Genomic DNA, 24,573 nt, shown 5'->3' with positions numbered 1-24,573 from the left:
ACAGAATAAGGGCTAAGAGCGGGATTTTCCGCCGCGCGTGAAGTCGATGCTGGCCCATATCCGTTGTGCATGATCCAGTTCCTCGCGATTCAGCTCGACCCCGTTGGGCGCGATCACGCCTTCGGCGCGGGCGGCCTCGGGGCCCTTCTCGGCATCCGCCTTGGCGCGGGCCACTTGCCCCAGCCGCCAGGTGAGGCCTTCATCGGCAAGGGCGTGGATGTCCTCCTCTGCCTCGCGCAACTCTTGTTCAGCGCCCCAATGAGCCTCGAGCTTGGCCAGTTCCTGCGCCAGACACATGGCCGCGCGGTCCTGATCCTGCGGGTGGCGCACGGGAGGCGAGATCTGCACGTAGGGATGGGCAAGCAGCGTTTCAAGGGCAGGACCGGCTGCCCGCGCCAGGCGCGCGGCGCAAGTATCGGGATCGGCGTCATGGGCATGGGTCAGCACGACCTGCCGCAGATGTTCATGTGCCGGGTCCGACAGCTGCATGCGTTCGATCTGCGCCTCGTGCCGGTCAATCAGCCGCGGATGCAGGCACAGCGCCGCCAGCACCACCGAAACACGCAGGGCGATGGTCGTTTCATCCCCCTCTGCCGCGCTGGCCAGAAGCGAGGCGCGGGTACTGGCCAGCGGTTCGACCGGCTGGAACCGCCCCCCGCGCGCCGTGCCGCCAAAGGCAGCGCGTGGCGCGCGTTCGGCGCTGCGCGTGGGACGGCGGCCCTGCCGGAACAGATCCCAGCGCAGCTCCTTGATGTCATCGCCGTAGTGTTTGCGGATCGAAGGATCACGGATCTTCATCAGCGCGGCGCGCAGGCTTTTGTCGAGCGCGGCCTTGCGTTCGGGGCTGTCGAAAACGCGGCCCTCGGTTTCCCGCCGCCAAAGCAGGTTCACCATGGGCTGCGCCGTCTCGAGCACCTCTTGCATCGCCGGGGCTCCCTTCTGCTTGAGCAGGTCATCAGGATCAAGCCCTGGCGGCAGCACCGCAAAGCGCAACCCCTGCCCCGCTTCCAACAGCGGCAGCGCAAGGTCGATCACCCGCATGGCCGCGCGCTGGCCCGCCGTATCGCCATCCAGGGTGATGATGGGTTCGGGCGAAATCCGCCACATCAGGCGCAGCTGATCTTCGGTGATGGCCGTGCCCAAAGGCGCCACGGCGGCGGGAAAGCCCGCCTCGACCAGCGCGATCACGTCCATATAGCCCTCGGCCACGATCAGCGGGCGCCCCTTCCCGGCAGCTTCCCGTGCGGGGCCGTGGTTGAAGAGGTTGCGCCCCTTGTCGAACAGCTCGGTTTCCGGGCCGTTAAGGTATTTGGCCCGCGCGTTCGGGTCCATCGACCGCCCGCCCAGCGAAATCGCCCGCCCCCGCGCATCGCGGATCGGAAAGATGATCCGGCCGCGGAAGCGGTCATAAAGGCTGCCGTCATCGCCCTTTGCGATCAGCCCGCTGGCCACCATCAGATCCGGCGCCACGCCCTTGGCCTTGAGCGCATTGAGAAGCGCCACGCGGCTGTCGGGCGCCCAACCGATTTCCCAGCGGTCTTGCGCCTCGGGCGAAAGGCGGCGCTTCTGCGCCAGATAATCCCGCGCGGCCTGCGCGCCCTGCATCCGCAGTTGCAGCCGGAAGAAACGGACGGCCTCTTCCATCACCTCGGCCAGCTGGGTGCGACGGTCGGCCTTTTGCGCGGCCTGCGGATCACGGGCGGGCATCTGCATTCCGGCCTCGCGCGCCAGAATCTCCACCGCCTCCATGAAGCTGACGTTCTCGGCCTCTTTCAGGAAGGTGACAGCATCGCCCTTCGCGTGGCAACCGAAGCAGTAGTAAAAACCCTTCCGGTCATCGACATGGAAAGAGGCCGATTTTTCCTGATGGAAGGGGCAAGGCGCCCACCAGTCGCCCTTGCCCTGATTGGACTTGCGGGCATCCCACGTGACTTTGCGCCCCACCACGCTGGAGAGCGTGACGCGGGTGCGAAGCTCATCAAGGAAACCGGGCGGCAGGGACATGCCCTCTATATCGGGCGGATGCGGCCCAGAGTCCAGTGCGCCCCTGCGCGCGCGCCGTCCGAAGGCTGGACCGACCGCCCCGGCTCCGCTATCGAGAAGGAAAAGAGGGAGGGGAAAATGTGGGTTGAACTTCTGCAGGCGCAGCTGACGGATGTGTTCCGGCTGGGTCTGGTTCTGGCGCTGATCTATACGATGTTCCGCACGCGCGCGGCCACGGGCATGTGGGTGCCGCTGGCGGCAGGGATCGCCTTCATCGCAGTGATCATTCCGGTCACGGCCGCAAGCCCGGTGGCTGCCCCGCTGTGGATGCAGGTGGCGACCGGGGTCGTGGTGAACACGATCTTCGTGGCGGCGGCGCTGGGGGTCTGGTCGGTCATCAGCCGCAGCCGCGGGACCTGACCGCGGGCGGCGTCAGATCTGCAAAAGGCGCCGCACCTCGGCGCGCAGATCCTTGACATCAAAGGGTTTGGTCACGAAGGCGTCCGCGCCTTCGTCCATCGCGCGGCGGCGGTCATTGGCCGATCCCCGCGCCGTCATCATCAGCACGCGCACCCCTGCAAGGGCGGGATCTTCCCGCAGGCCGCGGCAGATGTCATGGCCAGAAACATCGGGCAGCATCACATCCAGAAGCACGAGATCGGGGCTGAGCGCACGAATGCGCGGCAGCGCGGCGGCCCCCATCGACACGCGTTCATGGGTCAGCCCCTCGCGCGTCAGGACATATTCGATGGCCATGGCGATGTGATCGTCATCTTCCACGATCAGCACCCGCGGCGCGGATGGAACAGGGGTGTCGTGGTGGAGGGGCATGGCGCGGGCTCCGGACCTGCGGCTGGCCTCTGAGCCAGGGCGGACGGTCAAAAGGGATCGGGGCGCAATGGCGAAAGCGAATGGACGTCGGGTCTTGCTTGTGCGAACGGGCCGGGGTTTCCCCCGGCCCGGCCGTCTCTTGCCGGATCACTCCGAGAAGATGTCTTTCTTGTGGGTGCCGCCCGGCACGAACAGGGTGCCGATGACGACGGTCATCAGGGCGACCACGATCGCATACCAGAGGCCCGCATAGATGTTGCCGGTCTGGGCCGAGATCGCGAAGGCGGTGGCGGGCAGCAGGCCGCCGAACCAGCCGTTGCCGATGTGGTAGGGCAGCGACAGACCCGAGTAGCGGATACGGGTCGGGAACAGTTCCACCAGCATGGCCGCCATCGGGCCGTACACCATGGTCACCAGAACGATGAGGTAGGTCAGGATGGCGATGATGGTCAGCTTCTGGCCGGTGAAGATGTCGAAGAAGTGGGCCGCCTTGGCCACGGTCTCGTTCTTGTCGGCAACCAGCGGATAGCCGGCAGCGGTCAGGGCATCATTCACCGACTTCTCGAAGGCGGTTTTCGCAGCCTTGGCATCGTCGCCCGAAAGCGCACCTGCTTCATACGACGCAATGACGGTTTCGCCGATCTTCACTTCGGCCACCTGGCCAGCGGTGCCCGCCACGGTCGAGTAGTTGGCCGAGGATTTGGCCAGCAGCGCCTTGGCGATGTCGCAGGACGAAGTGAACTTGGCGGTACCCGTCGGGTTGAACTGGAACGAGCAGGAGTCCAGATCTGCGGTCACGGTGATCGGGGTCTGATGCGCCGCATAGAGCGCGGGGTTCGCGGTCTTGGTCAGCAGCTCGAACACCGGGAAGTAGGTGATCGCAGCGATGAGGCAGCCCGCCAGGATGATCGGCTTGCGGCCGATCTTGTCCGACAGCGACCCGAAGAACAGGAAGCCACCGGTGCCGAGGATCAGCGACCATGCCACCAGCACGTTGGCGGTGAAGCTGTCCACCTTGATGACGTTCTGCACATAGAACAGCGCGTAGAACTGACCCGAGTACCAGACCACAGCCTGACCGGCGACAAGGCCGAGCAGCGCGATGATGGCGATCTTGGCGTTCTTCCACTGACCGAAGGCTTCACGCAGCGGCGCTTTCGACTGTGCGCCTTCTTCCTTCATCTTCTTGAAGGCCGGCGATTCGTTCATCTGCAGACGGATGTAGAGCGAGATCAGCAGCAGGAAGATCGAACCCAGGAACGGGATGCGCCAGCCCCAGGCGTTGAAGGCCTTCATCATGGCCGGGGTGCCATCGGCGTTCATCGTGGCGGCACCGGCGGCGTCCAGGATCGGCTGATCCGGGTAGTGGCCGTTGATGTAGCCCTGCACCAGCAGGATGACGATCAGCGACAGCAGCAGACCGATGGTCGCGGTGGTCTGGATGAAGGCGGTGAAGTAGCCGCGCTGGCCCGGAGGCGCGTGTTCGGCCACATAGACGGCGGCGCCGCCATATTCCCCACCCAGTGCCAGGCCCTGGGCCATCCGCAGCGCGATCAGGATGATCGGCGCGGCCACGCCCCAGGACTGGTAGCCCGGCAGCATCCCGACGAGGAAGGTCGAGAAGCCCATGATCAGAATGGTCGCCAGGAAGGTATACTTCCGGCCGATCAGGTCGCCCATCGCGCCGAACACCAGCGCGCCGAAGGGACGCACGATGAAGCCGGCGGCAAAGGCCAGCAGCGCAAACACGTTGCGGGTGGCTTCCGGGAAGGCGGTGAAGAACTGCGCGCCGATGATCGAGGCGAGCGAGCCGTAAAGGTAGAAGTCATACCATTCGAAAACCGTCCCGGCGGACGAGGCCATGATGACCTTGCGTTCTTCCGCCGTCATGGGACGCGAGCGGGTGGCCGCCACATCCGTCTGATTCATTGCCATAAGGCATCCTCCTTGTTTCGCCGGGCTGGACCCGGTCTGTCTCGGTTTGGGCATGCAAGAGCCAGTCCCGTCGAAGACAGCGACGGGTGGTTCGGACGGGCGCGGGCCCTGTCTGCCTTGTCATGCTGGACCGCCGGACCGGCGGCCTCCCCTACTCACTCCCGCGCCCGGTCCTCTCCCCCCGGATGCGGGTCTCCCCTCAGGCTGAAACGCGCTCGACGATGGCGGCAAGCGTCCGGCGGATATCGGCGATGGCACCCATCGCATCGATCCGTTCCAGCACGCCCCGCGCTTCGTAATAGGCGATCAGCGGCGCCGTCTGGGCGTGATAGGCCTTGAGCCGTTCGCGCACCGTTTCGGCGTTGTCGTCGGCGCGGCGTTTGAACGCCGTGCCGCCGCATTTGTCACAAGTCCCCGCCTGGGCGGGTTGCTTGAATTCGTCGTGATACCCTTCGCCGCAAGCGGCGCAGGTGTAGCGGCCGGACACACGCCCGACCATGGCCTCGTCATCAACCTCAAGGCTGATGGCGGCGGTCACCTTTTGGCCCGCGCGGGCCAGCAGCCCGTCAAGGGCAGCGGCCTGCCCGTCGGTGCGCGGGAACCCGTCCAGGATGATCCCGCGGGCGACATCGGGCTGGGCCATGCGGTCCTGCAGGATCGCCAGCACGATGTCGTCGGACACAAGTTGCCCCGCCTCCATCACCGCCTTGGCGCGCAGGCCCGCATCCGTCCCGGCCGCGACAGCAGCGCGCAGCAGATCACCGGTCGAGAGCTGCACAAGGCCAAAGTCCTCTTCCAGCATCCGGGCCTGGGTGCCCTTCCCCGCGCCCGGAGGCCCGAGGAGGATCAGCACCGCCGGCGTGGTGAGGGTGGTCGTGTCAGCCATCACACTCAGCCCCGGTTCATGCGGTTGGCGATCAGCTCATCCACGACCGAGGGATCGGCCAGCGTGGAGGTGTCACCCAGGCTGCCAAAGTCATTCTCGGCGATCTTGCGGAGAATCCGGCGCATGATCTTGCCCGAACGGGTCTTGGGCAGGCCCGGCGACCACTGGATCAGATCTGGGCTGGCGATCGGGCCGATCTCGGTGCGGACCCATTTCACCAGATCCTTGCGGAGATCCTCGGACGGCTCAATCCCGTTCATCAGCGTGACATAAGCGTAGATGCCCTGCCCCTTGATGTCATGCGGGTAACCGACAACGGCGGCTTCGGCCACGGATTGATGGGCCACCAGTGCGCTTTCAACCTCGGCAGTGCCCATCCGGTGCCCCGAGACGTTGATCACGTCATCCACGCGGCCCGTGATCCAGTAATAGCCATCCGCATCGCGGCGGCAGCCGTCCCCGGTGAAGTAATACCCTTTGTACTGGGCGAAATAGGCCTCCTGGAAGCGGTCATGGTCGCCCCAGAGCGTCCGCATCTGCCCCGGCCAGCTGTCCGAGATGCACAGGACGCCCTCGGCCTCGACCTCGCTCTGGCGTTTGGCTGTGGCGGGGTCCAGCACGACCGGCTTGACGCCGAAGAAGGGCGTGGTGGCCGAACCCGGCTTGGTCGCAGTGGCACCCGGCAGCGGGGTAATCATGTGGCCGCCGGTTTCGGTCTGCCAGAAGGTATCGACAATCGGGCAACGGCCCTTGCCGACATGCTTGTCATACCAGACCCAGGCTTCGGGGTTGATCGGCTCACCGACCGAACCCAGCACGCGCAGCTTCGAGAGATCATATTTCTCGACCCATTCCGGCCCCTGCCCCATGAGCGAGCGGATCGCCGTGGGCGCGGTGTAGAACTGCGTCACGCCATGCTTTTCGCAGACTTCCCAGAAACGGCCGGCATCCGGGAAGGTCGGTACGCCTTCGAACATGATGGTGGTCGCGCCATTGGCCAGCGGGCCATAGACGATATAGCTGTGTCCGGTCACCCAACCCACGTCGGCGGTGCACCAGAACACATCGCCGTCCTGATAGTCGAAGGTGTATTGATGGGTCATCGCGGCATAGACCAGATAGCCGCCGGTGGTATGCACCACGCCCTTCGGCTTGCCGGTCGACCCCGAGGTATACAGGATGAACAGCGGGTCCTCGGCCCCCATCGGGCGGGGCGGGCATTCCGGGCTGACCATGTCCATCATCAGCTTGACGTCGACATCGCGGCCATCGACCCAGGAAATCTGATCGCCGGTGTGCTTGACCACAAGGCAGCGCACCTTGTCAGAGCAATGCAGCAGCGCAGCGTCGGTATTCGATTTCAGCGGCGTGCGGCGGCCACCGCGCGGGGCGGTATCGGCGGTGATGACCAGCTTGGCGCCGCAGTCATTGATGCGGTTCGCCAGCGCATCGGGCGAGAAACCTGCAAAGACGATGGAATGGATGGCACCGATGCGCGCGCAGGCCAGCATGGCATAGGCGGCCTCGGGGATCATCGGCAGATAGATCACCACGCGGTCGCCCCGCATCACGCCCTGCGACAGCAGGACGTTGGCCATGCGGTTCACCTTCTCCGACAGCTCTTTGTAGGTGATGTGCAACGCGGGCGTTGCCGGATCATCGGGTTCCCAGATGATGGCGGTCTGCAGCGCGCGGTCCTTCAGGTGGCGGTCGATGCAGTTGACCGAGGCGTTCAGAACCCCGTCCTCGAACCATTTGATCGACACTTTGCCGAAGGTGAAGTCGGTGTTCTTCACGCGGGTATAGGGTTTGATCCAGTCCAGCCGCTTCCCCTCACGGCCCCAGAAGGCATCGGGGTCGTCGACCGATTCGGCATACATGGCGCGATACTTGGCAAGATCGGCATGCGCGTTTTCGAAACCGGCGGGAACGTCGCGCGTCGTCGGCGCAAGTTCGGCGGGCTGTTGGTTCATCCTGGGGTCCCCCCTCGTCGTAAGCGTGGATCCGGCGGTGAGCCGTGCCAGATCCTTCCATCCCTGCGGCCATTGTAAACCCAAAACAGATTTTCGCGTAACCCCTTTTGTTAAATGGTTTTTTCTGTAAATTTTTTGACTGGTATCGAACGAAATCTGTAAATCGTGAAAAGGGTCGCGCGGATTTTCCGAAAGAATTCAATACAGTGCCGGGTCACGCCGGCGTGAACGATCGGCAAAGTCCCCCCAGTGGCCCGCCACGGGGCCACAAAGCCGTAAATTTGCCATAGCAATGCGGGTCAGCGGGACGAATCACCCAGATCTAGCGGTCAGGCCGTCAGAAGCGCCTGTTCTGCGCTGTCCAGATCGGGAAACTGGCGGCAGCGGGTGGCGTCCAGACCTGCGGCCCGCAAAATCGTGGCCACCTCGGCCTGCGCGCCCGCAATCCACAACGTTCCGCCAAGACGCTCCAGTTTCTCGGCCAGAAGGACAAGGCTGCGGGCGCCCGAACTGTCGACCAGCGGCACCGCCGTGAAATCCAGAATGACGGTTCGGGGCTGGTCGGCGATGCGGTCCAGCGCGGCGCTCAGCCGCGCGGCGGCACCGAAGAAGAACGGGCCGGTCAGGGCATAGACCCGGTGATGATCGGCCGCGCGGGTGTGATGCAGGTTGATGGCCGTGGCATCCGACATCCGCTTGAGGAACACGAGCCCCGACAGCGCAAAGCCCACGACAATGCCCTCGGTCAGGTCGCGGAACAGCACCAGAAGGAAGGTCACGGCCAAAATCGCGGCGTCGGTCCGGCTGCTGCGGATCAGAGCTGCGATCTCGTGCCGCTCGGCCATGTTCCAGGCCACGGTGACCAGCACCCCCGCCAGCGCGGCCAGGGGGATATGACCGGCCAAAGGCGCCGCGATCAGCAGCGCCAGCGCCAGAAACACCGCATGCAGCACGCCCGACACCGGCCCCCGCGACCCCGCGCGCACATTGGTCGCCGTGCGGGCAATGGTGCCGGTGACGCAGATCCCGCCAAAAAGCCCCGATCCGATATTGGCGATGCCCTGCGCCACAAGCTCGGCATTGGGGCGGTGCTGGCGGCCTGACATGCCATCGGCCACCACCGCCGAGAGGAGGGATTCGATCGCCCCCAGCAAGGTAAAGCTGAAGGCCCAGGGGGCGGCGGCCTGCACCGTCGTCCACGTGATTTCGGGCAGCGCCGGCATGGGCAAGGTGCGCGGCAAGGCGCCAAAGGTGCTGCCAATGGTGGCGACCGGCAGGCCAAGCGCGGCCAGAGCGCTCATCCCCGCCACCGCGATCAACATCCCCGGCCAGCGCGGCGCCAGCGCCCGAAGCCCCATGATCAGCGCGATGGTGCCAAGGCTGACCCCCACCGCCGCGGGCGAGTGCGTGCCCCGCGCCGCCCACAAAGCCCCCAGCTTGGGCAGCAGCGGCCCCGGCTCTGGCGCGGCCAGCGCCAGCCCGAACAGATCCCGCAGTTGGCTGGAGAAGATGATGACGGCAATCCCCGCGGTAAAGCCCAGGGTCACCGGATAGGGGATGAAGCGGATGTAGCTGCCCAGCCGCGCCAGCCCCAGCGCCACAAGCAACACCCCGGACATCACCGTGGCCAGGATCAACCCCGGCACCCCGATCTGCGCCACACAGGCCGCGACCAGCACGATGAAGGCACCCGCAGGCCCGCCGATCTGGTAGCGCGATCCGCCCAGAACCGACACGAGGAACCCGCCCGCAATCGCCGTGTAAAGCCCGCGCTCCGGCCCGACCCCGCTGGCGATGGCAATCGCCATCGACAGGGGCAATGCAACAATGGCAACGGTCAGCCCCGCCACAGCATCGGCGCGCAGCGCGGCAAGGCCATAGCCTTCGCGCAAAACAGTGATCAGCTTCGGCAGGAAGGGGTTGGCCCCTGCGGCGACGGAACGGCTTGTCTCGGACATGGCGCGCCTGTAGCGATGTTTTCACCACCAGACGCCTCTGACCCGCTGCTGTCAACCTTTGCACCCATGCCGGATTGTCATGCCCGATAAACGCCCCGATCCCGTGCAACCCGCCGATGCCGAGGCGCGCGCCCTTACGCAGGGCCTGCTGCAAAACGCCCGCCATGCGGCGCTGGCCTATACCGACCCGGCCACCGGCACGGCGGGGATCAGCCGTATCGCCTTTGGCCTTGGCCCCGACGGAATGCCGGTGACGCTGGTTTCGGCGCTGTCGGCGCATCATGCGGCGCTGGTCGCCCATCCGGCAGCAGCGGTGATGGTGGGCGAACCGGGTGACAAGGGCGACCCGCTGACCCACCCGCGCCTGATGCTGCGCGTCACGGCCGAATTTGTTGACCGCACCGACCCCGTTCATGCGGCCCTGCGCGATCACTGGCTGACCCATCACCCCAAGGCCAAGCTTTACATCGACTTCGCCGATTTCACCTTTGCCCGCCTCCGCCCGGTCTCGGCCCTGCTGAATGGCGGTTTCGGGCGCGCCCACCACCTGTCGCCCGCCGATCTCGCCATGTGAGAAGAGGCCCCGCAGGGCCTCTGATCGGCAGATCGGATCACGCAGGCAGATCGCCCCGCAATACCACCTGCGCCACACCCCGCAGGGCCTGTGGCCAATGCAATGTGGCCGAGGCCGCCCCGGCCCCCTGTTCCGGGCGGGCATAACCGGACCAGAACCCTTCCGTCCCCGCCGCCGTGGCAAGCGGCCCTTCCGGCTGGACCGATGTCACCGCCATGACCCGCCCGCCAAAGGGCAGATAGCCCGCGCTTGACACCGTCCAGGTGGCAGCGGCGGTGTTCTGCGCATGGCGGAGCGTCACCGGGTTCACCGTCTGCTGGGTGATGCCGTTGAACGTATTGGCGGCAAAGACGATATTGCGCGCCCGCGTCATATCCAGCCCGGCCTGCGTGGTGTCGATCTTTTCCACCCGGTCGATGGTCGCGTTCACGGTGCGGAACACATTGCCCACCACCGCCAGCCCGTTGAGGAAATGCCCCGGCCCGCGCGGGCGCAGCACGATCCAGCGGAAGGCGGCCGAGACATCGTTGCAGGTGAAGATATTGCCGGTCAGCGTCAGCGCCCCGAAGGAAAAGCCGGTGCTGAACCCCGGCTCGGGGTCATATTCGTTGCTCCATTCGATCCAGCTGTTGTCGATGTAATTGCCGGTGAACATGGTCTTGCAATTGGGATTGGTCAGCACGACCCCGGCCTGCCGCAGCCCGTCGGTTTCATCATCGCCGCCGAAGAAATGGTTGCCGCTGAACAGGTTGCCATTACCGCCCATCACCGCGAAATGGGCAAAGCGCACGACGCGGTTATCCCGAAGCTTCGCATCATTGGCATTGGTGTTCAGCGCAATGGTAGTGCGGTTCTGCGCGGGCATCGCCTGTTCCGCGGACAGGAACTGGCACTGATCGACGATCATGCCCTGACAGCCCGACCCGATCGAGGTGATCCCCCGATCCGCGGGCGAGGTGAAGACACAATCGGCGATGCGGAAGGTCAGCCCCGATTTCGCCAGCATCACCCCGCTTGCGCGGCCTGCACAGTTGAAATCGATATCGGTGATTTCAAACCGGGCAAGGTTCTCAAAACCCGAGAAATCCAGCAGGTATTTATAGCGCCGGAAGGTATAGCTGCGCGTCCCCGCACCGCCCCAGAGCGGCTGGCTGAGCGTCAGTGTCCCCGCCGCCACGTTGCGCGCCCGCACATAGACCTCACGCCCGACGCCAGTGCCGCTGACGCGCGACCCCACGGGGATATTGGCGACATTCGCCACCCCCGTCAGCAGCGTGGGAGAGGCTGGCGCGTAGCTTGCGACCGAGGTCACCTGATCGGTCGTCCAGGCGGTGGTATTGGCCGCGCCGATCTGGCCATTGGTCAGCACCCGGCGGCTTGTCAGGCTGGTCAGACCGGCAAGCGCCGCCACGTCCAGCGGCGCGGGAAGATCCACCTTGCGGCCCGACAGGTCAAAGACGACATGGTCGCTGAAATAGAACAGCGATTGCAGCCCGCGGCGGAAGCCCTCAAGATCGCTGCCGAAGGCCGCGCTGTAGGTCTCAAGATCATAGTTCCGCGTGCAGGTCAGCCGCGCGGCCTCGGGCAGCGCGACCGTGCCTTCAAAGCGCACCGCACTGTCCAGCGTCAGGCTTGATCCGATGCGATAGGTCCCGGCCGAAACAAGTAGCGTCCGCCCCGCCGCCGCCTGATCCGCCGCCACAAAGGCCGCGCGGTCATCCGTCGTACCATTGCCGAGCGCGCCATAGTCGCGCACATCCACAACGTCGATCATCTTGCGATGGAAGATCGCGGTCACATCCTCGATCACCAGATCGTCGATCCGGATAATGCCGCCATTCGCGCCAGTCAGATCAAGGCCGAAATGGGCATAGCTGGGTTCCGTCCCCCAGACCATGTCCACGCCCGTGCGATTGCCCGACCCCACGATGGCGCTGACCGTGACCACCGCACCGTATGAGGTCAGCGTGACCTGCGGCCCCGTCACCGGCACCGCCACCGACGATCCGTCTGCCCGCGCGGCATAGGCCGCGATCCGCACCGCCGGCATATTGCCCGCAACCGCCTTCACCCGTGCCGTCACCCGAAGGTAAAGCCCCGGCCGGAAGGGCGTTTCCCCCTTGTAGCGCAAGCGCTGCGTCGTCTCGGTCTTCTGCAGCTCCAGACAGCCGCCAAAATCCTGATCGGCCGGGACAAGCGCGGCATCCGCCGCACCGGCATAGCTGGTGGTGCCGGGCGTGCCGTCCGCCCGCGACCATTGCGTCAGCCCTGCCGCAAACGGCGGCGGCATCAGCATCAGTCCATCGGTAATCGCCATGTTCATCGTGAAAGCCCCCTCGGCTCGGTATCCCGGCGCAATGCGCGTCCTTGGTGGGACGATTACCGCCGCGGGGTTAACGGGGGGTCAGCCCCCCGTGCGCCGCCCTGCCCCCGCGCGCAACACGCAGGGGTTGCGCGACAGGGACACACACCCCCATGTTACCTGCCTGTCATCTCGGCGTTACAGGCGGAGGCTAGCTCTCCCCCGAAACCGAATACCAGATTGCGGAGCCTCCATGCCTTACCGTTTCGAGCTGAGCGATGTCTCGCTGACCCAAGGGATGCGCCGCCTCGCCCTGGCCGAGATCGCCCGGATCCAGGACGCGCTGTCACAAGACCCGGCAGATACGGCGGCCATCCATACCGCGCGCAAGGGGATCAAGAAGCTGCGCGCCTTGCTGCGGCTTTTGCGGGCGGGGCTGGCCGATGTGCAGCCCGCCGAAAACGCCATCCTGCGTGCGGCGGGCCATGCGCTGGCCGGGCAAAGGGATGCAGCGGTGCGGCTGGCCACCTTTGACCGGGTGGTGGCGGGCGCCGATCTGCCCTGCCTTGCCCCGCTGCGGGCGCACCTTCTGACCGAGGCCGCTGCGGCACGGCAACCGACGCCCGACCTGCAGGCGGTTTTCGCCAGCCTCGCCCTCCGCGTCGAGGGGTGGGAGGTCACGGGCAACGACCGCCGCATCCTGATGCAGGGGCTGGCCGAAACCCGCCTACGGGCGCGCCGCGCCATGCGGACCGCGCGCGACAGCCGTGAGGCCGAGGCCCTGCACGACTGGCGCAAGCGCGCCAAGGATCACTGGTATCAGGCCCGCCTTCTGCAGCCCATCTGGCCCGAGGTTCTGCGCCCCCTTGCTGCCGAGGCCGATCGCCTGGCCGTGGCCCTTGGCGATCATCACGATCTGGCAGAGCTGCGCGCGCATCTTGCCCCGCTCGCCCCAGCGGTGCTGCCGCCCGAAGCCGCCGACCTTCTGACGGCGCGCATTCAGGATGCCCAGACCGGAATCGAAGCGATGGCCTTCCCCCTTGGCGCGCGTCTCTTCGCGGGCGAGCCGGAAGAGATCGCCGACCTTTGGGTCAAATGGTGGAAGGTCTGGCGCGCCCAGCTGGGTGGGGCCGCCTAGCCCAGCAGATCCCGGATCACCCGATCAAAGGCACGGGTGCCGATGGCGATCAGGTCATCGGAGAAATCGTAATCGGGGTAATGCAGCGCGGGGTGATCCTCGCCAGAGCCAAGCCAGAACATCGCCGCCTTGGCAACGGTGCCGAAACGCCCGAAATCCTCGGATGCGCGCATCGGCTCGGCCGAAATCAGCGGCACACCCGCCCCCTCCAGCGCGGCGCGCATCAGGGCGGTGGCCTCGGGGTCATTGGTGCAGGCGGCGAAATCGTCGTGCCAGGTGATCTCAAGCCCCAGCCCCTCGGCCGCGGCTTCGGCCTCGACCAGCGCAACGGCGCGCGCGCGCAGATCGGCCATGCCCGCATCCGTCATGGTGCGCAGCGTGGCCCAGAGCTCGGCCTCGCCCGGGGTGATGCCGAAGGCGGGTTCGCCCATCCGCAGATGGGTCAACGTCACCAACCGGAAGGCAGGCCCCAGATCACCGCCCTGCCCCAGCGCCAGCAGCGCCGGGATCAGCCGCCCCAAGGCCGGACCGGGCGTCACCCCCTTGTGCGGCTCTGCGGCATGGGACGTGCGGCCCAGAAACCGCAGCCGCATCCCGACCGAGGCGCAATTCGCAGGCCCCGCCGCAATGGCGGCGCGGCCCAGTGGCAGCCCGGGAAGATTGTGCAGCGAAAAGGCGTAATCGGGCACAAGGTCCGAAAACCGAGGATCCGCCAACACCGCCGCCGCACCCGCGCCGGTTTCTTCGGCCGGCTGGAACATCAGCACGACCCGCCCGCGCGCGGGCCGCGCGCGGCCCAGAAGCCGCGCCACACCGCACAGGATGGTGCTGTGCCCGTCATGGCCGCATAGATGCCCTTTCCCCGTGATCTGCGACCGATGCGGCAAATCTCCGATTTCCTCGATCGGCAGGGCGTCAAGCTCGGAGCGGATCAGGACCGTCGGCCCGGGGGCCGCACCATGATAGACCAGCGCAAGGCCATGACCGCCCAGCCCTTCGATCACGGCATCTGGGCCGGTATCGGCGGTAAAGGCACGAACAGCGGCGGCGGTGGCCATTTCTTCGCCCGAAACTTCGGGCTGGCGGTGCAGGGCGTGGCGGAAGGCGACCAGCGCAGCAAGATCAGCATTCGACAGCATGTCCACCTCCGGTGGGAAACGGGAAAACGGGGTCAGACCCCGGCGCGGCGCTGCACGGTCACGACAGGTTCGATCCGGCCGACAGCAGCGGCAGGCTGGGCGCGACGCGGCGTGGCGATGATCCGGCGGGCGACCAGCGTCGGGCCCAGATCTTCCGGTTCATCCGGCACGGCAGGCAGGGTCGGCGCCACCTGGCCGCCAACCGGACGCACCATGGCACCGGCAGCCTGCCCCTCGGCGGCTTCGGCGATGCGGTGCAAGAGATCATTGTTCTCGATCTGAAGCGCCACCAGCCCGAAAAGCGCGACCAGCGCGGCCAGCCCCCCCAGCGCCATCACAATCGCGCTGAACGCAAAGCCGGTGGCAAAATAGTAAAGCCCCGCCCCCCCGAGGACGATAAGGGCCAGTGCCGAACAAATGGCGGGAAACAGGCTGCGGAACAGCCCGGCAAGGGTATGGGTCATTCTGGCGCCCTGTCTTGTGAATTCTGCTCGGGGGCGATGTGGCAAGGCCGGGCCGAAAAGTCAATGAAATGGGGCAAAATGGCGGGCCACCCGCCGTGCCCCTGCCTATGCATTGGGCAGGACACGCCCCAGCCCTGCGGACGGGCCACCCTGAACCAGCCGAAAGGATGGTCTTTTATTCATTCGCGCCATTGACATCGATTCGGGATCATCGTGCGAAATGCCCCCCACGGCCCCCAATTCGGGCGGAAAGGCGGCGGTCTGTTTCGACCTTGACCACAATTCGCGGACCAAACCCCGGATTGCACATCCCAATGTCGGATTTTCCTAGCAGTTCCCGCAACTTCGCCACATTTATGCCCGAAGTCCAAAGCCTTATGTCGAATGGATGATTACCTGACGCCCGGGGTGCCAAGATACGGCAATTCGGATGGTGTTCGCGTAAAGGTCAGGCCGAAAAGGCCGAAGAAGGGTGTGACATGACGATGACGCGCAAGACGCATGTGCCGCTGTTGCGGAAATTCCTCCAGGGCGAGGAAGGTTCGATGCTGCCGTTTTCGACGATGATCTTCACGTCCATGATGCTGATCGGCGGCCTTGCGATTGACGTGATGCGCCACGAACAGAAACGCGTGATGCTGCAACAGACGCTCGACAACAGCGTTCTGGCTGCGGCGGCCCTGAAACAGACGCTCGACCCGGCAACCGTGGTGCGTGACTATTTCGACAAGGCCAGCCTGACGCAATACCTCACCTCGGTCACGGTCAGCCGCGGGTTGAACTTCAAGAACGTGACCGCCACGGCCGCAGCCGACACCAAGCCCTTCTTCATGTCGATGATGGGCGTGCAGGATTTTTCCGTCGCAGCCGACAGCCAGGCCGAAGAGCGGATTTCGAACGTCGAGGTGTCCCTCGTGCTGGACGTGTCGGGCTCCATGGATGGCTCGCGGATCACGGCGCTGCGCCCCGCCGCACGCAGCTTCGTGGATACGATCTTCAACAATTCCGAAGCCGGAAAGGTCACGATGTCCATCGTGCCCTACAGCACGCAGGTCAACGTGGGGCGTAACGTCCGCGACCTGTTCACCGGCACGACCGAAAAGCATGACAGCTCCTTCTGTCTCGAACTGCCCGGCTCGGTCTTCAGCTCGACCACGCTGCCGCTCTCAAGCGTGCTGCACCAGAACGCGCATTTCGACGGCTTCATCTGGAGCACCTCGAACTATGCGGCCTACAAGACTCCGCAGATCCGAAACTGCAACGCCGATGCCCGCAACGAGGTTGTCACCCTGGGTGACAATGCGACGACGCTGAAAAGCCGCATCACCAACCTGCAGGTCGATGGGAATACTTCGATCGAACTGGGGGTGAAATGGGGGGCGCTGCTGCTGGATCCCAGCGCGCGGGGCTTGGTCAACGGCCTGATCAGCCGCAATGCCGTCAGTTCAGCCTATGCCGGCCGGCCGCTGGATGCCGTGTCGGGGGATACGATCAAGGTGCTGGTGGTGATGACCGACGGGGAAAACACCTATGACGTCAGCGTGACCCCGCCCTATGACGGGACAGGCCTGTCGCCCTTCTACTTTACCGGCACCACCAGCAAGACGCTGGCCACGTATTACTGGCCTGAACGCACCGGTACGAGCGATTTCTACAGCGTTTCGACCGGCACATGGTCAACCACCGCCAGCGGCACCCGCGCCACCTGGCAACAGGCCTTCAGCTATGCCACCGCGCAATATCTGGCCTTCGTGACGCAACGGGCACGTGGCAGCACGGCGGCGGCCTGGTATGAAACCTATACCGACACCGTCAACGCGACGACCAAGAACACCCGCCTGCAGCAAATCTGCGCGGCCGCAAAATCTGCGGGCATGGTGATCTTCGGCATCGGGTTCGAGGCCCCGACAGACGGCAAGGCGCAGCTCAAGGCCTGTGCCACCGATGCAGGGCATTATTACGATGCCAGCTCGCTGGATATCGCGACGGTGTTCCAGTCGATCGCCACCCAGATCAGCATGCTGAAGCTCAAGCAATGATGACCCCGCGGGCGGCCCTTGGGGCCGTCCTGCGCCACATCCGGCGCGAGGACGGCAATGCGACCATCGGTTTCGTGCTGATGCTGCCGCTGTTCATCACCCTGTTCATGGCAACCTTCGAGATCGGCCTTTACATGACGCGGCTGACCCTGCTGGATCGGGCCGTGGATATCGCCGCGCGCGCCGTCCGTCTGGGGATGATCGCCAACCCGACGCATGACAACATCAGGGCCTATATCTGCAACAACGCCTCGATGATCCCGAACTGCAACGCGACGCTGAAGCTCAATATGGAACGCGTGGCACTGACGACATGGACCATGCCCACCACCCAGACGACCTGCGTCAACCGGGCCGAGGCGGTGCAGCCTGTCGCGGTGCTCGACCCGAACCCGACCGAGCGCAAGGTTCTGATCGTGATGCGGGCCTGCGTGATTGCCGATGCGCTTTTCCCCTCGGCGGGTCTGGCGCTCAACTTGCCGCTTGACGGTCAGGGGGGCTATCGTCTCACCTCGACCTCAGCTTTCCTGAATGAACCGTGATGCCCGTACCCGTGTTATCCCGTTTGTCCGCCTCGCTGCGCCGCTTCCTGCGGGCCGAACATGGCAATGCCGTGATCGAAGGGGCGATGATCCTGCCGATCATGCTCTGGGCCGCGTTCGGGCTTTATGTGTTCTGGGACGGCTACAAATCCATGAACAAGCTGCAGAAGGCCACCTATACCGTGGGCGACATCGTTTCGCGCTGGCAATCCGCCGCGCTGACGGTGACCGACGCGAACGGGCTTCAGACGCTCATGGCCTATATGATCTCTGACGGTCAGGTGCCGCGGCTGCGGCTGACCAGCGTTGTCTGGTCCGGCACCAACAACCGGTTCGAGGTGCAATGGTCCTGCTCGCTCGACCCGACCGTTTTGCCGCCCTTCACCACGCTCACGGTTCAGACGCAGGCGGACCGCATCCCCACCACCCCCGCTGGCGGCACGCAGATCCTGATCGAAAGCGAATTCGACTATACCCCCGTCTTCTCGGGGGGCATTGAGGCCATGACCTTCAACGAATTCGTGCCGGTGCGCCCGCGCTTTGGCAATGTTGCCTTTTCGAACCCCACCGCCTGCAACTGATCTTGCATCCCTGCACATGGGTTCTGCACCCCCGCGGGATTGTCGCACAGGGATTTCGGGCCTACCTCCTGTGGCATGAACCCGGCGCGTCCGCCGGGCAGGAGCAAAGCCATGTCGATCCGCCCCGTTCTGTCCGAAACCCTGGCCCAGCCCACCTTTGAAGGCGCGGGCGTCCATCTGCATCGTGCCTTCGGTTTCACGAACCCCGAAGAGTTCGACCCCTTCCTGATGTTCGATGATTTCCGCAACAATGACCCGCGCGATTACATGCGCGGCTTCCCGTGGCATCCCCATCGCGGGATCGAGACGATCACCTATGTTCTCGCCGGCTCGGTGGAACATGGCGACAGCCTGGGCAATCAGGGCATCCTCAAGGGCGGCGACGTGCAATGGATGACCGCCGGGTCCGGCATCCTGCATCAGGAAATGCCGCGCGGGAATGCCAAGGGCCAGATGCACGGCTTTCAGCTTTGGGCGAACCTGCCTTCATCGCTGAAGATGACGGCGCCGCGCTATCAGGATGTGAAATCGCCTGACATCCCGGTGATCCAGGATGATGACGGCACCATCGTGAAGGTGATCGTTGGCGAATTCTGGGGCAAGACCGGCCCGGTTGATGGCATCGCAGCCGAGCCGCAATACCTCGACATCTTCGTGCCTGCGGGGCGTCGCAAGACCTTCAAGATCGATACCTATCGCCGCGCCTTTGCCTATATCTTTGAAGGCACCGGCACCTTCCGCGATGCCAGCCGCCCCGAAGGCGTGCTGCTGGAAAAAGAGGTACAGGGGCAAGAGGTCAATATCCGCGACCTGTCCGGCGACCGCACGCTGGTGCGTTTTGGCACGGGCGATGAGGTGACGGTGACGGCCGGCCCGAAGGGCATCCGCTTTCTGCTGGTGTCGGGCGCGCCGATCCAGGAACCCGTCGCCTGGCACGGCCCCATCGTCATGAACACCCAAGCCGAAATCCGTCAGGCCATGGCCGATCTGCGGAACGGCACCTTCATCCGCCCGGCGCATTGACCCCGGCTGCGGGGGTCAATCCCCCGTGGCCCCCACGGCCCCCAGCACCAGTTCGGCATAGGTGCGCGCGACCTCGTCCCGGCTGAGGCGACCGCCCTCGCGATACCAGTTCATCACCCCGTTCAGCATAGCGATCACCGCCATGGTGGCCAGCCGCGCGTCGGCATGACGGAAGAGCCCCTGCGCCGCCCCCTCGCGCAGGCAATCTTCGATGATCGCTTCATAACGGCGGCGCAGACCCTCGATCTCGGCAAAGTTGCCGGGGTCGAGGTTTCGCAGCTCCATATAGGCGATGAAGATCGCTTCGGCCTGATCGACGTTGCGGTCGATATGGAAATGGACGAACCGCGCCAGCCGGGCGCGGGGGTCGGTGATCACCGGCTCTGCCGCCCAAAGCGCCAGCAGATCCTCGATATGCTCGCGCATCAGGCTGACCAGAAGGCTCTGCTTGTCGGGGGTATAGGCGTAAAGCGCCCCGGCCTGCACGCCCACCTCGGCCGCGATCTGGCGCATCGAAACGGCGGCATAGCCGTGGCGCGCGAACAGCGTGCGCGCCACCTTGCGGATGCGCGGCCCGGTGATTTCGCCGTGGGAACCTGTCTTGCGTGCCATCCGCGCGACACTAGCGAAACCCGCGCCGGGTGCAAGGCAAAGGGGCTGCGGCTTGCCGCCCCGCCGCGCGACGGCTAAGGTCGGGGCCGTATCTGCGAAGGCCCCGATGACAAAGCTGCCCCCTGCCCTGCTGATCTGCCTTGCCCTTTCCGCCTGTGCGGGGATGCCGGCTCTTGATGCCCCGGCGGCGCCCCCCGGCCCCGCGCCGCAGATCGCGCCCTTGGACCGGCTGCTGGCCAGCGTGCCCGCCCCGGGCACGATCACCCCGCAAGACCCGACCGGCCTTGCCGCCCGCGCCACCGCCCTGCGCGACCGCGCCAATGCCCTGCAAGGCCCGGTCAATCCGCCCGCTGCCAACTGACCGCCCATCCCACTGACAGCGTTGCGCCGCTGCGCCGAACGGGCTAACAGACGGGCACCATATGGAATGGAGCATATCATGGTTCAGCCCCTGCGCCTCGGGCTCGCCGGTCTTGGGACCGTCGGCATCGGAGTGGTCAAGATCGTTCAGCGTCATGCGGATCTTATGACCATGCGCACCGGCCGCCCCGTGGTCATCACCGCCGTCTCGGCCCGGTCCAAGGGCAAGGACCGCGGCGTCGATCTGTCGGCCTATGCCTGGGAAGATGATCCCGTGGCCCTTGCCCGCCGCGACGATATCGACGTTTTCGTCGAGGTGATGGGCGGCCATGACGGCGCCGCCAAGGATGCCACCGAAGCCGCCATTGCCGCGGGCAAGGATGTGGTCACCGCCAACAAGGCGCTGCTGGCCCATCACGGGCAGGCGCTGGCCGAAGCCGCCGAAGCCGCGGGCCGCGTGATCCGTTTTGAAGCCGCCGTCGCAGGCGGCATCCCGGTCATCAAATCCCTGACCGAAGGGCTTGCCGGAAACCAGATCAAGCGCGTCATGGGCGTGATGAACGGCACCTGCAACTACATCCTGACGCGGATGCAGAACGCGGGCCTGCCCTATGAAACGGTCTTCGAAGAGGCCCGGCAGCTTGGCTACCTTGAGGCCGACCCCAATCTCGACGTCGGGGGGATCGACGCGGGCCACAAGCTTTCGCTGCTGGCCTCGATCGCCTTTGGCACCAAGGTCGCCTTCGATCATGTCGAGCTGGAAGGCATCGGCAATGTCTCGATCGAGGACATCCATCTGGCCGATGAAATGGGCTATCACATCAAGCTGCTGGGCGTCGCGCAGATGTCGGGTCGTGGGCTGGAACAGCGCATGACCCCCTGCCTCGTGCCCGCGGACAGCCCCTTTGGCCAGCTGCAGGGCGGCACCAATATGGTGATGCTGGAAGGCGACAGCGTGGGCCAGATCGTCCTGCGCGGTCCCGGTGCGGGCGAAGGCCCGACCGCCAGCGCCGTCATGTCGGATGTGATCGACATTGCCCGCGGCCTGCGCCTGCCGACCTTCGGCTGCCCGGCCACGCAACTGGCCGATGTCTGCCCGGCGAAATCGGCCACGCCCGCGCCCTATTACATGCGCGCCACGCTGCTCGACAAACCCGGTGCGCTGGCCAAGATCGCGACCTGCCTGGGTGACGCGGGCATCTCGATCGATCAGATGCGCCAGATCAACCAGCAGGACGAACAGGACGACAAGGCGCTGGTGCTGATCGTGACGCATAAGGCCGCCCCTGCCGACGTGGCCCATGCCATGTCGCAATTCGCGGCGACCGGCGTTCTGGTCGGCGCCCCGGTCGCCATCCGGATCGAAGAGATCTGACATCAGAAAGGGCGGCACCAGATCGGTGCCGCCCTTTTTCCTTGTCCGGCTGGCGGGGTCCGGCTACCGGATCGCGCGGGGGGCCAAGGCGCGGGTCAGGCTCGCCTCCCCCTGCCCATGCACCCGCACGTCGTAGCCGTCGATCGTATCCTGCCGTGCCGTCGACAAAAGCTGCTGTGCCAGCTGGTTGGGGGTCGCGTTGCGGAACTTGCTGGACAGGATGGCGGCATAGCCAGCCACGGTGGGCGCCGCGAAAGACGTGCCCGACAGGCCCGTGATATCGCTGTCCACCCCCACCACAAGGAATTGTGCCTGCACCGTCCGGTTGCTACCGGCAAAGTTGGAATAGGCGGCCAAGGGCGCCGGATCCGCCAACGTGCCGTCATAGGCCAGCGCCCCGACAAAGACCGCCGAGGGCCGCCCCACCAGATCGGCGTTCAGATAGTCGATCTGCCCATCCCAGGTGGTGCCGGAAACCGCGCTGGCATCATTGCCCGCAGCCTTGACCACCACGGCCGTGCCATTGCGCGCGGCATTCAGGATCGAGGTTTCAAGACGCCCCCAGCGCGGGCGCGGGGCACCGCGTCGCGCATAGATCCCGTAGCTCAGGTTCACGACATCGAAACGGTTGGTCACGGTCATCGGCATGCCGTGATCGGTGAATTCCTGCGCCATGACCTGCGCCCCCGGTGCGAGCATCCCTGCCATCTGCGCGGTCCATTCGCCATGGCTGCGCACCTGCCGCACCCCGGTCAGATTGCCCCAAAGCATCGTATCGCCCGCAAAATCGTCAATCACGGTGATGGTAGCCGTCTGCCCGCGATAGCCGAGGTTCCAGGCCAGCGCGACATCGGGCGCCATCCATGGCCGGGCCTGATCAAGGGCAGCAGGACGGGGACGCAGGATGACATGGCGTTGCAGTGTTGCGTCGAACGACAGTGCAGGCCTGCCCCCGTCATACGCCGGGCGTGGTTCCGCCGCGACAGGCACGCCAAAACCCACGGCACACCATGCCGCGAGCACAACCCCGAGCGTCCGCTTCAGCATCATTCTGCCCTTCTGCAGTGGCCAGTTTAGAAGGTAACGGACAGGCTGATCCCGATTTCAGTGTTCCCCCCCAGATTTTCATCAAAAAGCAGATCAAGCGTCTGATCGGGCGGCAGGGGGCTGGCGGCAAGGCGGCAATTGACGGGCTGCACCCCTCCCAGGTCGCCATAATCAGCGGTGCAGGGCCGTTCCCGGATGCGCCCGCCCAGATCGGTTGTCGCCCGCAGTGTCAGCCAACTGTCGCGCCCGACGCGGGTCTGCCAGATCAGTCCCAGACGCAGGCTGGGATTGATGCGATATTTCGGGCCACGATCCCCCAGCCCCATCCCCCACATCACCCCGAAATCGGGGGTGATGCTGGTCAGCAGCGTCACATTCAGATCACGCAGCCCGGCCCGATACCACGGGCGCATGCGGATCGGGGTGCCGTCGCTCAGCTCATAACCGCCGCGGGCAAAACCTGTGACGTAATCGGTGCGCGGTCCCCCCACGCCCACCGAAACCAGCGCCGTATCTTCCCAGAAGGCGTCGCTGAACAGCGGGCCATCGGCACGTGCGACCGGCGCCCCTGCGATCAGCAGCAGGCCCCACAGGGCCGCCCTGCCCCACCGCCGATGAAAAACGCGCCACATCATCCTGTTCCGCCTGCCCCCCGGGCCAGAGGGCAGCCTGCAACAGTCGTGCCACGGGCGGCGCGTTATTCGCCTTGCCCGGTACTGGGTTGCGGGCTAGGACGACACCAGCCCACCATCTAAACACGGATTCCAGACATGGTTGACGCAAAGGAATTTCAGGACCGCCTGCTCTCGCTCGGTCTTGCGCGCGTATCCGAGGCGGCGGCGCTGGCCAGTGCCAGCCTGATCGGCCGCGGCAATGAAAAGGCCGCCGATCAGGCGGCAGTGAACGCGATGCGCGATCAGCTGAACCTGCTCGATATCGCCGGGGTCGTGGTGATCGGTGAGGGTGAGCGCGACGAAGCGCCCATGCTCTACATCGGCGAAGAGGTCGGCACCGGCAATGGCCCGGCGGTGGACATCGCGCTGGACCCGCTGGAAGGCACCACGCTGACCGCCAAGGACATGCCCAATGCCCTGACCGTCATCGCCATGGCACCGCGCGGCACGCTGCTGCATGCCCCGGATGTCTACATGGAAAAGCTGGCCATCGGGCCGGGTTATGCGCCCGATACCGTGACGCTGGACATGACGCCGACCCAGCGGGTCGAGGCGCTGGCCAAGGCCAAGGGCTGCGCGCCCGGCGACATCACCGTCTGCATCCTGGAACGTCCCCGCCATGAAGACCTGATCGCCGAGGTCCGTGCCACCGGTGCCGCGATCCGTCTGATCACCGATGGCGATGTGGCAGGCGTGATCCACTGCGCCGAACCCGATCAGACCGGCATCGACATGTATATGGGGTCGGGCGGCGCACCGGAGGGCGTGCTGGCGGCCTCCGCGCTCAAATGCATGGGCGGCCAGATCTATGGCAAGCTCCTGTTCCGCAATGATGACGAACGCGCTCGCGCCACCAAGGCCGGGATCACCGATCTGAACCGCATCTATACTCGCGATGAGATGGTGACCGCCGACGTGATCTTCGCCGCGACCGGCGTCACCAATGGCTCGATCCTCTCGGGCATCAAGCGTGAGCCGGGCTGGGTGACCACCGAAACCCTGCTGATGCGGTCGAAGACCGGGTCGGTGCGGCGGATGACCTACCGCTCGCCGGTGAAGTAAGACGCCAGGGGGCCCGTGAATCGCGCGGGCCTTTTTCTTTGCCGCCCCAATGAAAAAGCCCCGCATCGCTGCGGG

At 65.5% G+C, this 24,573-nt stretch carries 22 protein-coding genes; 10 read left to right on the top strand and 12 right to left on the bottom strand.

Annotated features, from left to right (window positions below; all coding sequences use genetic code 11):
• Nucleotides 1-12: 12 nt before the first annotated feature.
• Entirely contained in the window at nucleotides 13-2,004 is a 1,992-nt protein-coding gene (gene dnaG, locus IE101_RS07960) for a DNA primase (protein ID WP_189633293.1), read from the bottom strand.
• Between the two features lie 117 nt (nucleotides 2,005-2,121).
• On the opposite strand from dnaG, the gene IE101_RS07955 reads away from it, so the two are divergent.
• Nucleotides 2,122-2,403, top strand: a complete 282-nt coding sequence (locus IE101_RS07955; protein WP_189633292.1) for a hypothetical protein — start codon at nucleotides 2,122-2,124, stop codon at nucleotides 2,401-2,403.
• A 12-nt stretch (nucleotides 2,404-2,415) separates the two neighbouring features.
• On the opposite strand, the gene IE101_RS07950 is transcribed toward IE101_RS07955, so the two are convergent.
• The 5 genes from IE101_RS07950 to IE101_RS07930 all read right to left on the bottom strand — a co-directional run bounded on the left by IE101_RS07950 (nucleotide 2,416) and on the right by IE101_RS07930 (nucleotide 9,566).
• Nucleotides 2,416-2,814 carry a response regulator transcription factor gene (locus tag IE101_RS07950; RefSeq protein WP_189633291.1) on the bottom strand — a complete coding sequence of 133 codons (399 nt, stop codon included), beginning with the start codon at nucleotides 2,812-2,814 and terminating at the stop codon, nucleotides 2,416-2,418.
• A 147-nt stretch (nucleotides 2,815-2,961) separates the two neighbouring features.
• A complete protein-coding gene (locus IE101_RS07945) occupies nucleotides 2,962-4,749 on the bottom strand; it encodes an MFS transporter (protein ID WP_229804058.1) in 1,788 nt (595 codons plus the stop codon).
• Nucleotides 4,750-4,948: 199 nt separating this feature from the next.
• Entirely contained in the window at nucleotides 4,949-5,635 is a 687-nt protein-coding gene (locus IE101_RS07940) for an adenylate kinase (protein WP_189633290.1), read from the bottom strand.
• Between the two features lie 5 nt (nucleotides 5,636-5,640).
• Entirely contained in the window at nucleotides 5,641-7,608 is a 1,968-nt protein-coding gene (gene acs / locus IE101_RS07935) for an acetate--CoA ligase (RefSeq protein WP_189633289.1), read from the bottom strand.
• A 329-nt stretch (nucleotides 7,609-7,937) separates the two neighbouring features.
• Complete coding sequence (locus IE101_RS07930; RefSeq protein ID WP_189633288.1) at nucleotides 7,938-9,566, bottom strand: SulP family inorganic anion transporter; 1,629 nt, start codon at nucleotides 9,564-9,566, stop codon at nucleotides 7,938-7,940.
• Nucleotides 9,567-9,645: 79 nt separating this feature from the next.
• Here IE101_RS07930 and IE101_RS07925 point away from each other — a divergent pair, with 79 nt between their 5' ends.
• On the top strand, nucleotides 9,646-10,140 hold the full coding sequence (locus IE101_RS07925; protein WP_189633287.1) for a pyridoxamine 5'-phosphate oxidase family protein: 495 nt from the start codon (nucleotides 9,646-9,648) through the stop codon (nucleotides 10,138-10,140).
• A gap of 37 nt (nucleotides 10,141-10,177) precedes the next feature.
• Here the strand turns inward: IE101_RS07925 and IE101_RS07920 are convergent, their stop codons facing one another.
• On the bottom strand, nucleotides 10,178-12,463 hold the full coding sequence (locus tag IE101_RS07920; protein WP_189633286.1) for a glycosyl hydrolase family 28-related protein: 2,286 nt from the start codon (nucleotides 12,461-12,463) through the stop codon (nucleotides 10,178-10,180).
• A 232-nt stretch (nucleotides 12,464-12,695) separates the two neighbouring features.
• Here IE101_RS07920 and IE101_RS07915 point away from each other — a divergent pair, with 232 nt between their 5' ends.
• On the top strand, nucleotides 12,696-13,580 hold the full coding sequence (locus IE101_RS07915) for a CHAD domain-containing protein (protein ID WP_189633285.1): 885 nt from the start codon (nucleotides 12,696-12,698) through the stop codon (nucleotides 13,578-13,580).
• On the opposite strand, the gene IE101_RS07910 is transcribed toward IE101_RS07915, so the two are convergent.
• Complete coding sequence (locus IE101_RS07910) at nucleotides 13,577-14,719, bottom strand: amidohydrolase (RefSeq protein WP_189633284.1); 1,143 nt, start codon at nucleotides 14,717-14,719, stop codon at nucleotides 13,577-13,579. The two genes, IE101_RS07915 and IE101_RS07910, sit on opposite strands and share 4 nt — an antisense overlap.
• 32 nt (nucleotides 14,720-14,751) lie before the next feature.
• The gene (locus IE101_RS07905) at nucleotides 14,752-15,183 is read right to left on the bottom strand and encodes a hypothetical protein (protein ID WP_189633283.1); all 432 of its coding nucleotides are present in this window, start codon (nucleotides 15,181-15,183) and stop codon (nucleotides 14,752-14,754) included.
• Between the two features lie 479 nt (nucleotides 15,184-15,662).
• Here IE101_RS07905 and IE101_RS07900 point away from each other — a divergent pair, with 479 nt between their 5' ends.
• From IE101_RS07900 to IE101_RS07885, 4 genes are all read left to right on the top strand, one after another.
• A complete protein-coding gene (locus IE101_RS07900) occupies nucleotides 15,663-17,222 on the top strand; it encodes a pilus assembly protein TadG-related protein (protein ID WP_189633282.1) in 1,560 nt (519 codons plus the stop codon).
• Nucleotides 17,219-17,764, top strand: a complete 546-nt coding sequence (locus IE101_RS07895; protein WP_189633281.1) for a TadE/TadG family type IV pilus assembly protein — start codon at nucleotides 17,219-17,221, stop codon at nucleotides 17,762-17,764. Before IE101_RS07900 ends, IE101_RS07895 begins: the two co-directional genes overlap by 4 nt.
• On the top strand, nucleotides 17,764-18,345 hold the full coding sequence (locus IE101_RS07890; RefSeq protein WP_189633280.1) for a TadE/TadG family type IV pilus assembly protein: 582 nt from the start codon (nucleotides 17,764-17,766) through the stop codon (nucleotides 18,343-18,345). Before IE101_RS07895 ends, IE101_RS07890 begins: the two co-directional genes overlap by 1 nt.
• A gap of 111 nt (nucleotides 18,346-18,456) precedes the next feature.
• On the top strand, nucleotides 18,457-19,368 hold the full coding sequence (locus IE101_RS07885) for a pirin family protein (RefSeq protein ID WP_189633279.1): 912 nt from the start codon (nucleotides 18,457-18,459) through the stop codon (nucleotides 19,366-19,368).
• Nucleotides 19,369-19,383: 15 nt separating this feature from the next.
• On the opposite strand, the gene IE101_RS07880 is transcribed toward IE101_RS07885, so the two are convergent.
• Nucleotides 19,384-19,980, bottom strand: coding sequence for a TetR/AcrR family transcriptional regulator (locus IE101_RS07880; protein WP_189633278.1), 597 nt, complete (start codon nucleotides 19,978-19,980; stop codon nucleotides 19,384-19,386).
• Nucleotides 19,981-20,086: 106 nt separating this feature from the next.
• Between IE101_RS07880 and IE101_RS07875 the strand changes: the two genes are divergently transcribed.
• Nucleotides 20,087-20,341 carry a hypothetical protein gene (locus IE101_RS07875; RefSeq protein WP_189633277.1) on the top strand — a complete coding sequence of 85 codons (255 nt, stop codon included), beginning with the start codon at nucleotides 20,087-20,089 and terminating at the stop codon, nucleotides 20,339-20,341.
• A 78-nt stretch (nucleotides 20,342-20,419) separates the two neighbouring features.
• Nucleotides 20,420-21,715 carry a homoserine dehydrogenase gene (locus tag IE101_RS07870; RefSeq protein ID WP_189633276.1) on the top strand — a complete coding sequence of 432 codons (1,296 nt, stop codon included), beginning with the start codon at nucleotides 20,420-20,422 and terminating at the stop codon, nucleotides 21,713-21,715.
• 63 nt (nucleotides 21,716-21,778) lie between these two features.
• Here the strand turns inward: IE101_RS07870 and IE101_RS07865 are convergent, their stop codons facing one another.
• Entirely contained in the window at nucleotides 21,779-22,765 is a 987-nt protein-coding gene (locus tag IE101_RS07865) for a S8 family serine peptidase (protein WP_189633275.1), read from the bottom strand.
• Between the two features lie 23 nt (nucleotides 22,766-22,788).
• Nucleotides 22,789-23,397 (bottom strand): hypothetical protein, encoded by a 609-nt coding sequence (locus IE101_RS07860; RefSeq protein ID WP_189633274.1) that lies wholly within the window; start codon nucleotides 23,395-23,397, stop codon nucleotides 22,789-22,791.
• A 135-nt stretch (nucleotides 23,398-23,532) separates the two neighbouring features.
• On the opposite strand from IE101_RS07860, the gene glpX reads away from it, so the two are divergent.
• Nucleotides 23,533-24,498 (top strand): class II fructose-bisphosphatase, encoded by a 966-nt coding sequence (gene glpX / locus IE101_RS07855; RefSeq protein WP_189633273.1) that lies wholly within the window; start codon nucleotides 23,533-23,535, stop codon nucleotides 24,496-24,498.
• Nucleotides 24,499-24,573: the final 75 nt, after the last annotated feature.

Source organism: Gemmobacter lanyuensis (assembly GCF_014652355.1).
Taxonomy (GTDB): domain Bacteria; phylum Pseudomonadota; class Alphaproteobacteria; order Rhodobacterales; family Rhodobacteraceae; genus Gemmobacter; species Gemmobacter lanyuensis.
This window is presented reverse-complemented; position numbering and strand designations above follow the sequence as displayed.

What these genes read in the sequence shown, in the direction of transcription:
- IE101_RS07880 (WP_189633278.1), bottom strand. Translation starts at nt 19,980, where the DNA reads ATGGCACGCAAGACAGGTTCCCACGGCGAAATCACCGGGCCGCGCATC.
- IE101_RS07945 (WP_229804058.1), bottom strand. Translation starts at nt 4,749, where the DNA reads ATGGCAATGAATCAGACGGATGTGGCGGCCACCCGCTCGCGTCCCATG.
- IE101_RS07930 (WP_189633288.1), bottom strand. Translation starts at nt 9,566, where the DNA reads ATGTCCGAGACAAGCCGTTCCGTCGCCGCAGGGGCCAACCCCTTCCTG.
- IE101_RS07940 (WP_189633290.1), bottom strand. Translation starts at nt 5,635, where the DNA reads ATGGCTGACACGACCACCCTCACCACGCCGGCGGTGCTGATCCTCCTC.
- acs (WP_189633289.1), bottom strand. Translation starts at nt 7,608, where the DNA reads ATGAACCAACAGCCCGCCGAACTTGCGCCGACGACGCGCGACGTTCCC.
- IE101_RS07950 (WP_189633291.1), bottom strand. Translation starts at nt 2,814, where the DNA reads ATGCCCCTCCACCACGACACCCCTGTTCCATCCGCGCCGCGGGTGCTG.
- dnaG (WP_189633293.1), bottom strand. Translation starts at nt 2,004, where the DNA reads ATGTCCCTGCCGCCCGGTTTCCTTGATGAGCTTCGCACCCGCGTCACG.
- IE101_RS07875 (WP_189633277.1), top strand. Translation starts at nt 20,087, where the DNA reads ATGACAAAGCTGCCCCCTGCCCTGCTGATCTGCCTTGCCCTTTCCGCC.
- IE101_RS07890 (WP_189633280.1), top strand. Translation starts at nt 17,764, where the DNA reads ATGCCCGTACCCGTGTTATCCCGTTTGTCCGCCTCGCTGCGCCGCTTC.
- IE101_RS07910 (WP_189633284.1), bottom strand. Translation starts at nt 14,719, where the DNA reads ATGCTGTCGAATGCTGATCTTGCTGCGCTGGTCGCCTTCCGCCACGCC.
- IE101_RS07915 (WP_189633285.1), top strand. Translation starts at nt 12,696, where the DNA reads ATGCCTTACCGTTTCGAGCTGAGCGATGTCTCGCTGACCCAAGGGATG.
- IE101_RS07905 (WP_189633283.1), bottom strand. Translation starts at nt 15,183, where the DNA reads ATGACCCATACCCTTGCCGGGCTGTTCCGCAGCCTGTTTCCCGCCATT.
- IE101_RS07895 (WP_189633281.1), top strand. Translation starts at nt 17,219, where the DNA reads ATGATGACCCCGCGGGCGGCCCTTGGGGCCGTCCTGCGCCACATCCGG.
- IE101_RS07865 (WP_189633275.1), bottom strand. Translation starts at nt 22,765, where the DNA reads ATGATGCTGAAGCGGACGCTCGGGGTTGTGCTCGCGGCATGGTGTGCC.
- glpX (WP_189633273.1), top strand. Translation starts at nt 23,533, where the DNA reads ATGGTTGACGCAAAGGAATTTCAGGACCGCCTGCTCTCGCTCGGTCTT.
- IE101_RS07870 (WP_189633276.1), top strand. Translation starts at nt 20,420, where the DNA reads ATGGTTCAGCCCCTGCGCCTCGGGCTCGCCGGTCTTGGGACCGTCGGC.
- IE101_RS07885 (WP_189633279.1), top strand. Translation starts at nt 18,457, where the DNA reads ATGTCGATCCGCCCCGTTCTGTCCGAAACCCTGGCCCAGCCCACCTTT.
- IE101_RS07920 (WP_189633286.1), bottom strand. Translation starts at nt 12,463, where the DNA reads ATGAACATGGCGATTACCGATGGACTGATGCTGATGCCGCCGCCGTTT.
- IE101_RS07900 (WP_189633282.1), top strand. Translation starts at nt 15,663, where the DNA reads ATGACGATGACGCGCAAGACGCATGTGCCGCTGTTGCGGAAATTCCTC.
- IE101_RS07955 (WP_189633292.1), top strand. Translation starts at nt 2,122, where the DNA reads ATGTGGGTTGAACTTCTGCAGGCGCAGCTGACGGATGTGTTCCGGCTG.
- IE101_RS07925 (WP_189633287.1), top strand. Translation starts at nt 9,646, where the DNA reads ATGCCCGATAAACGCCCCGATCCCGTGCAACCCGCCGATGCCGAGGCG.
- IE101_RS07860 (WP_189633274.1), bottom strand. Translation starts at nt 23,397, where the DNA reads ATGATGTGGCGCGTTTTTCATCGGCGGTGGGGCAGGGCGGCCCTGTGG.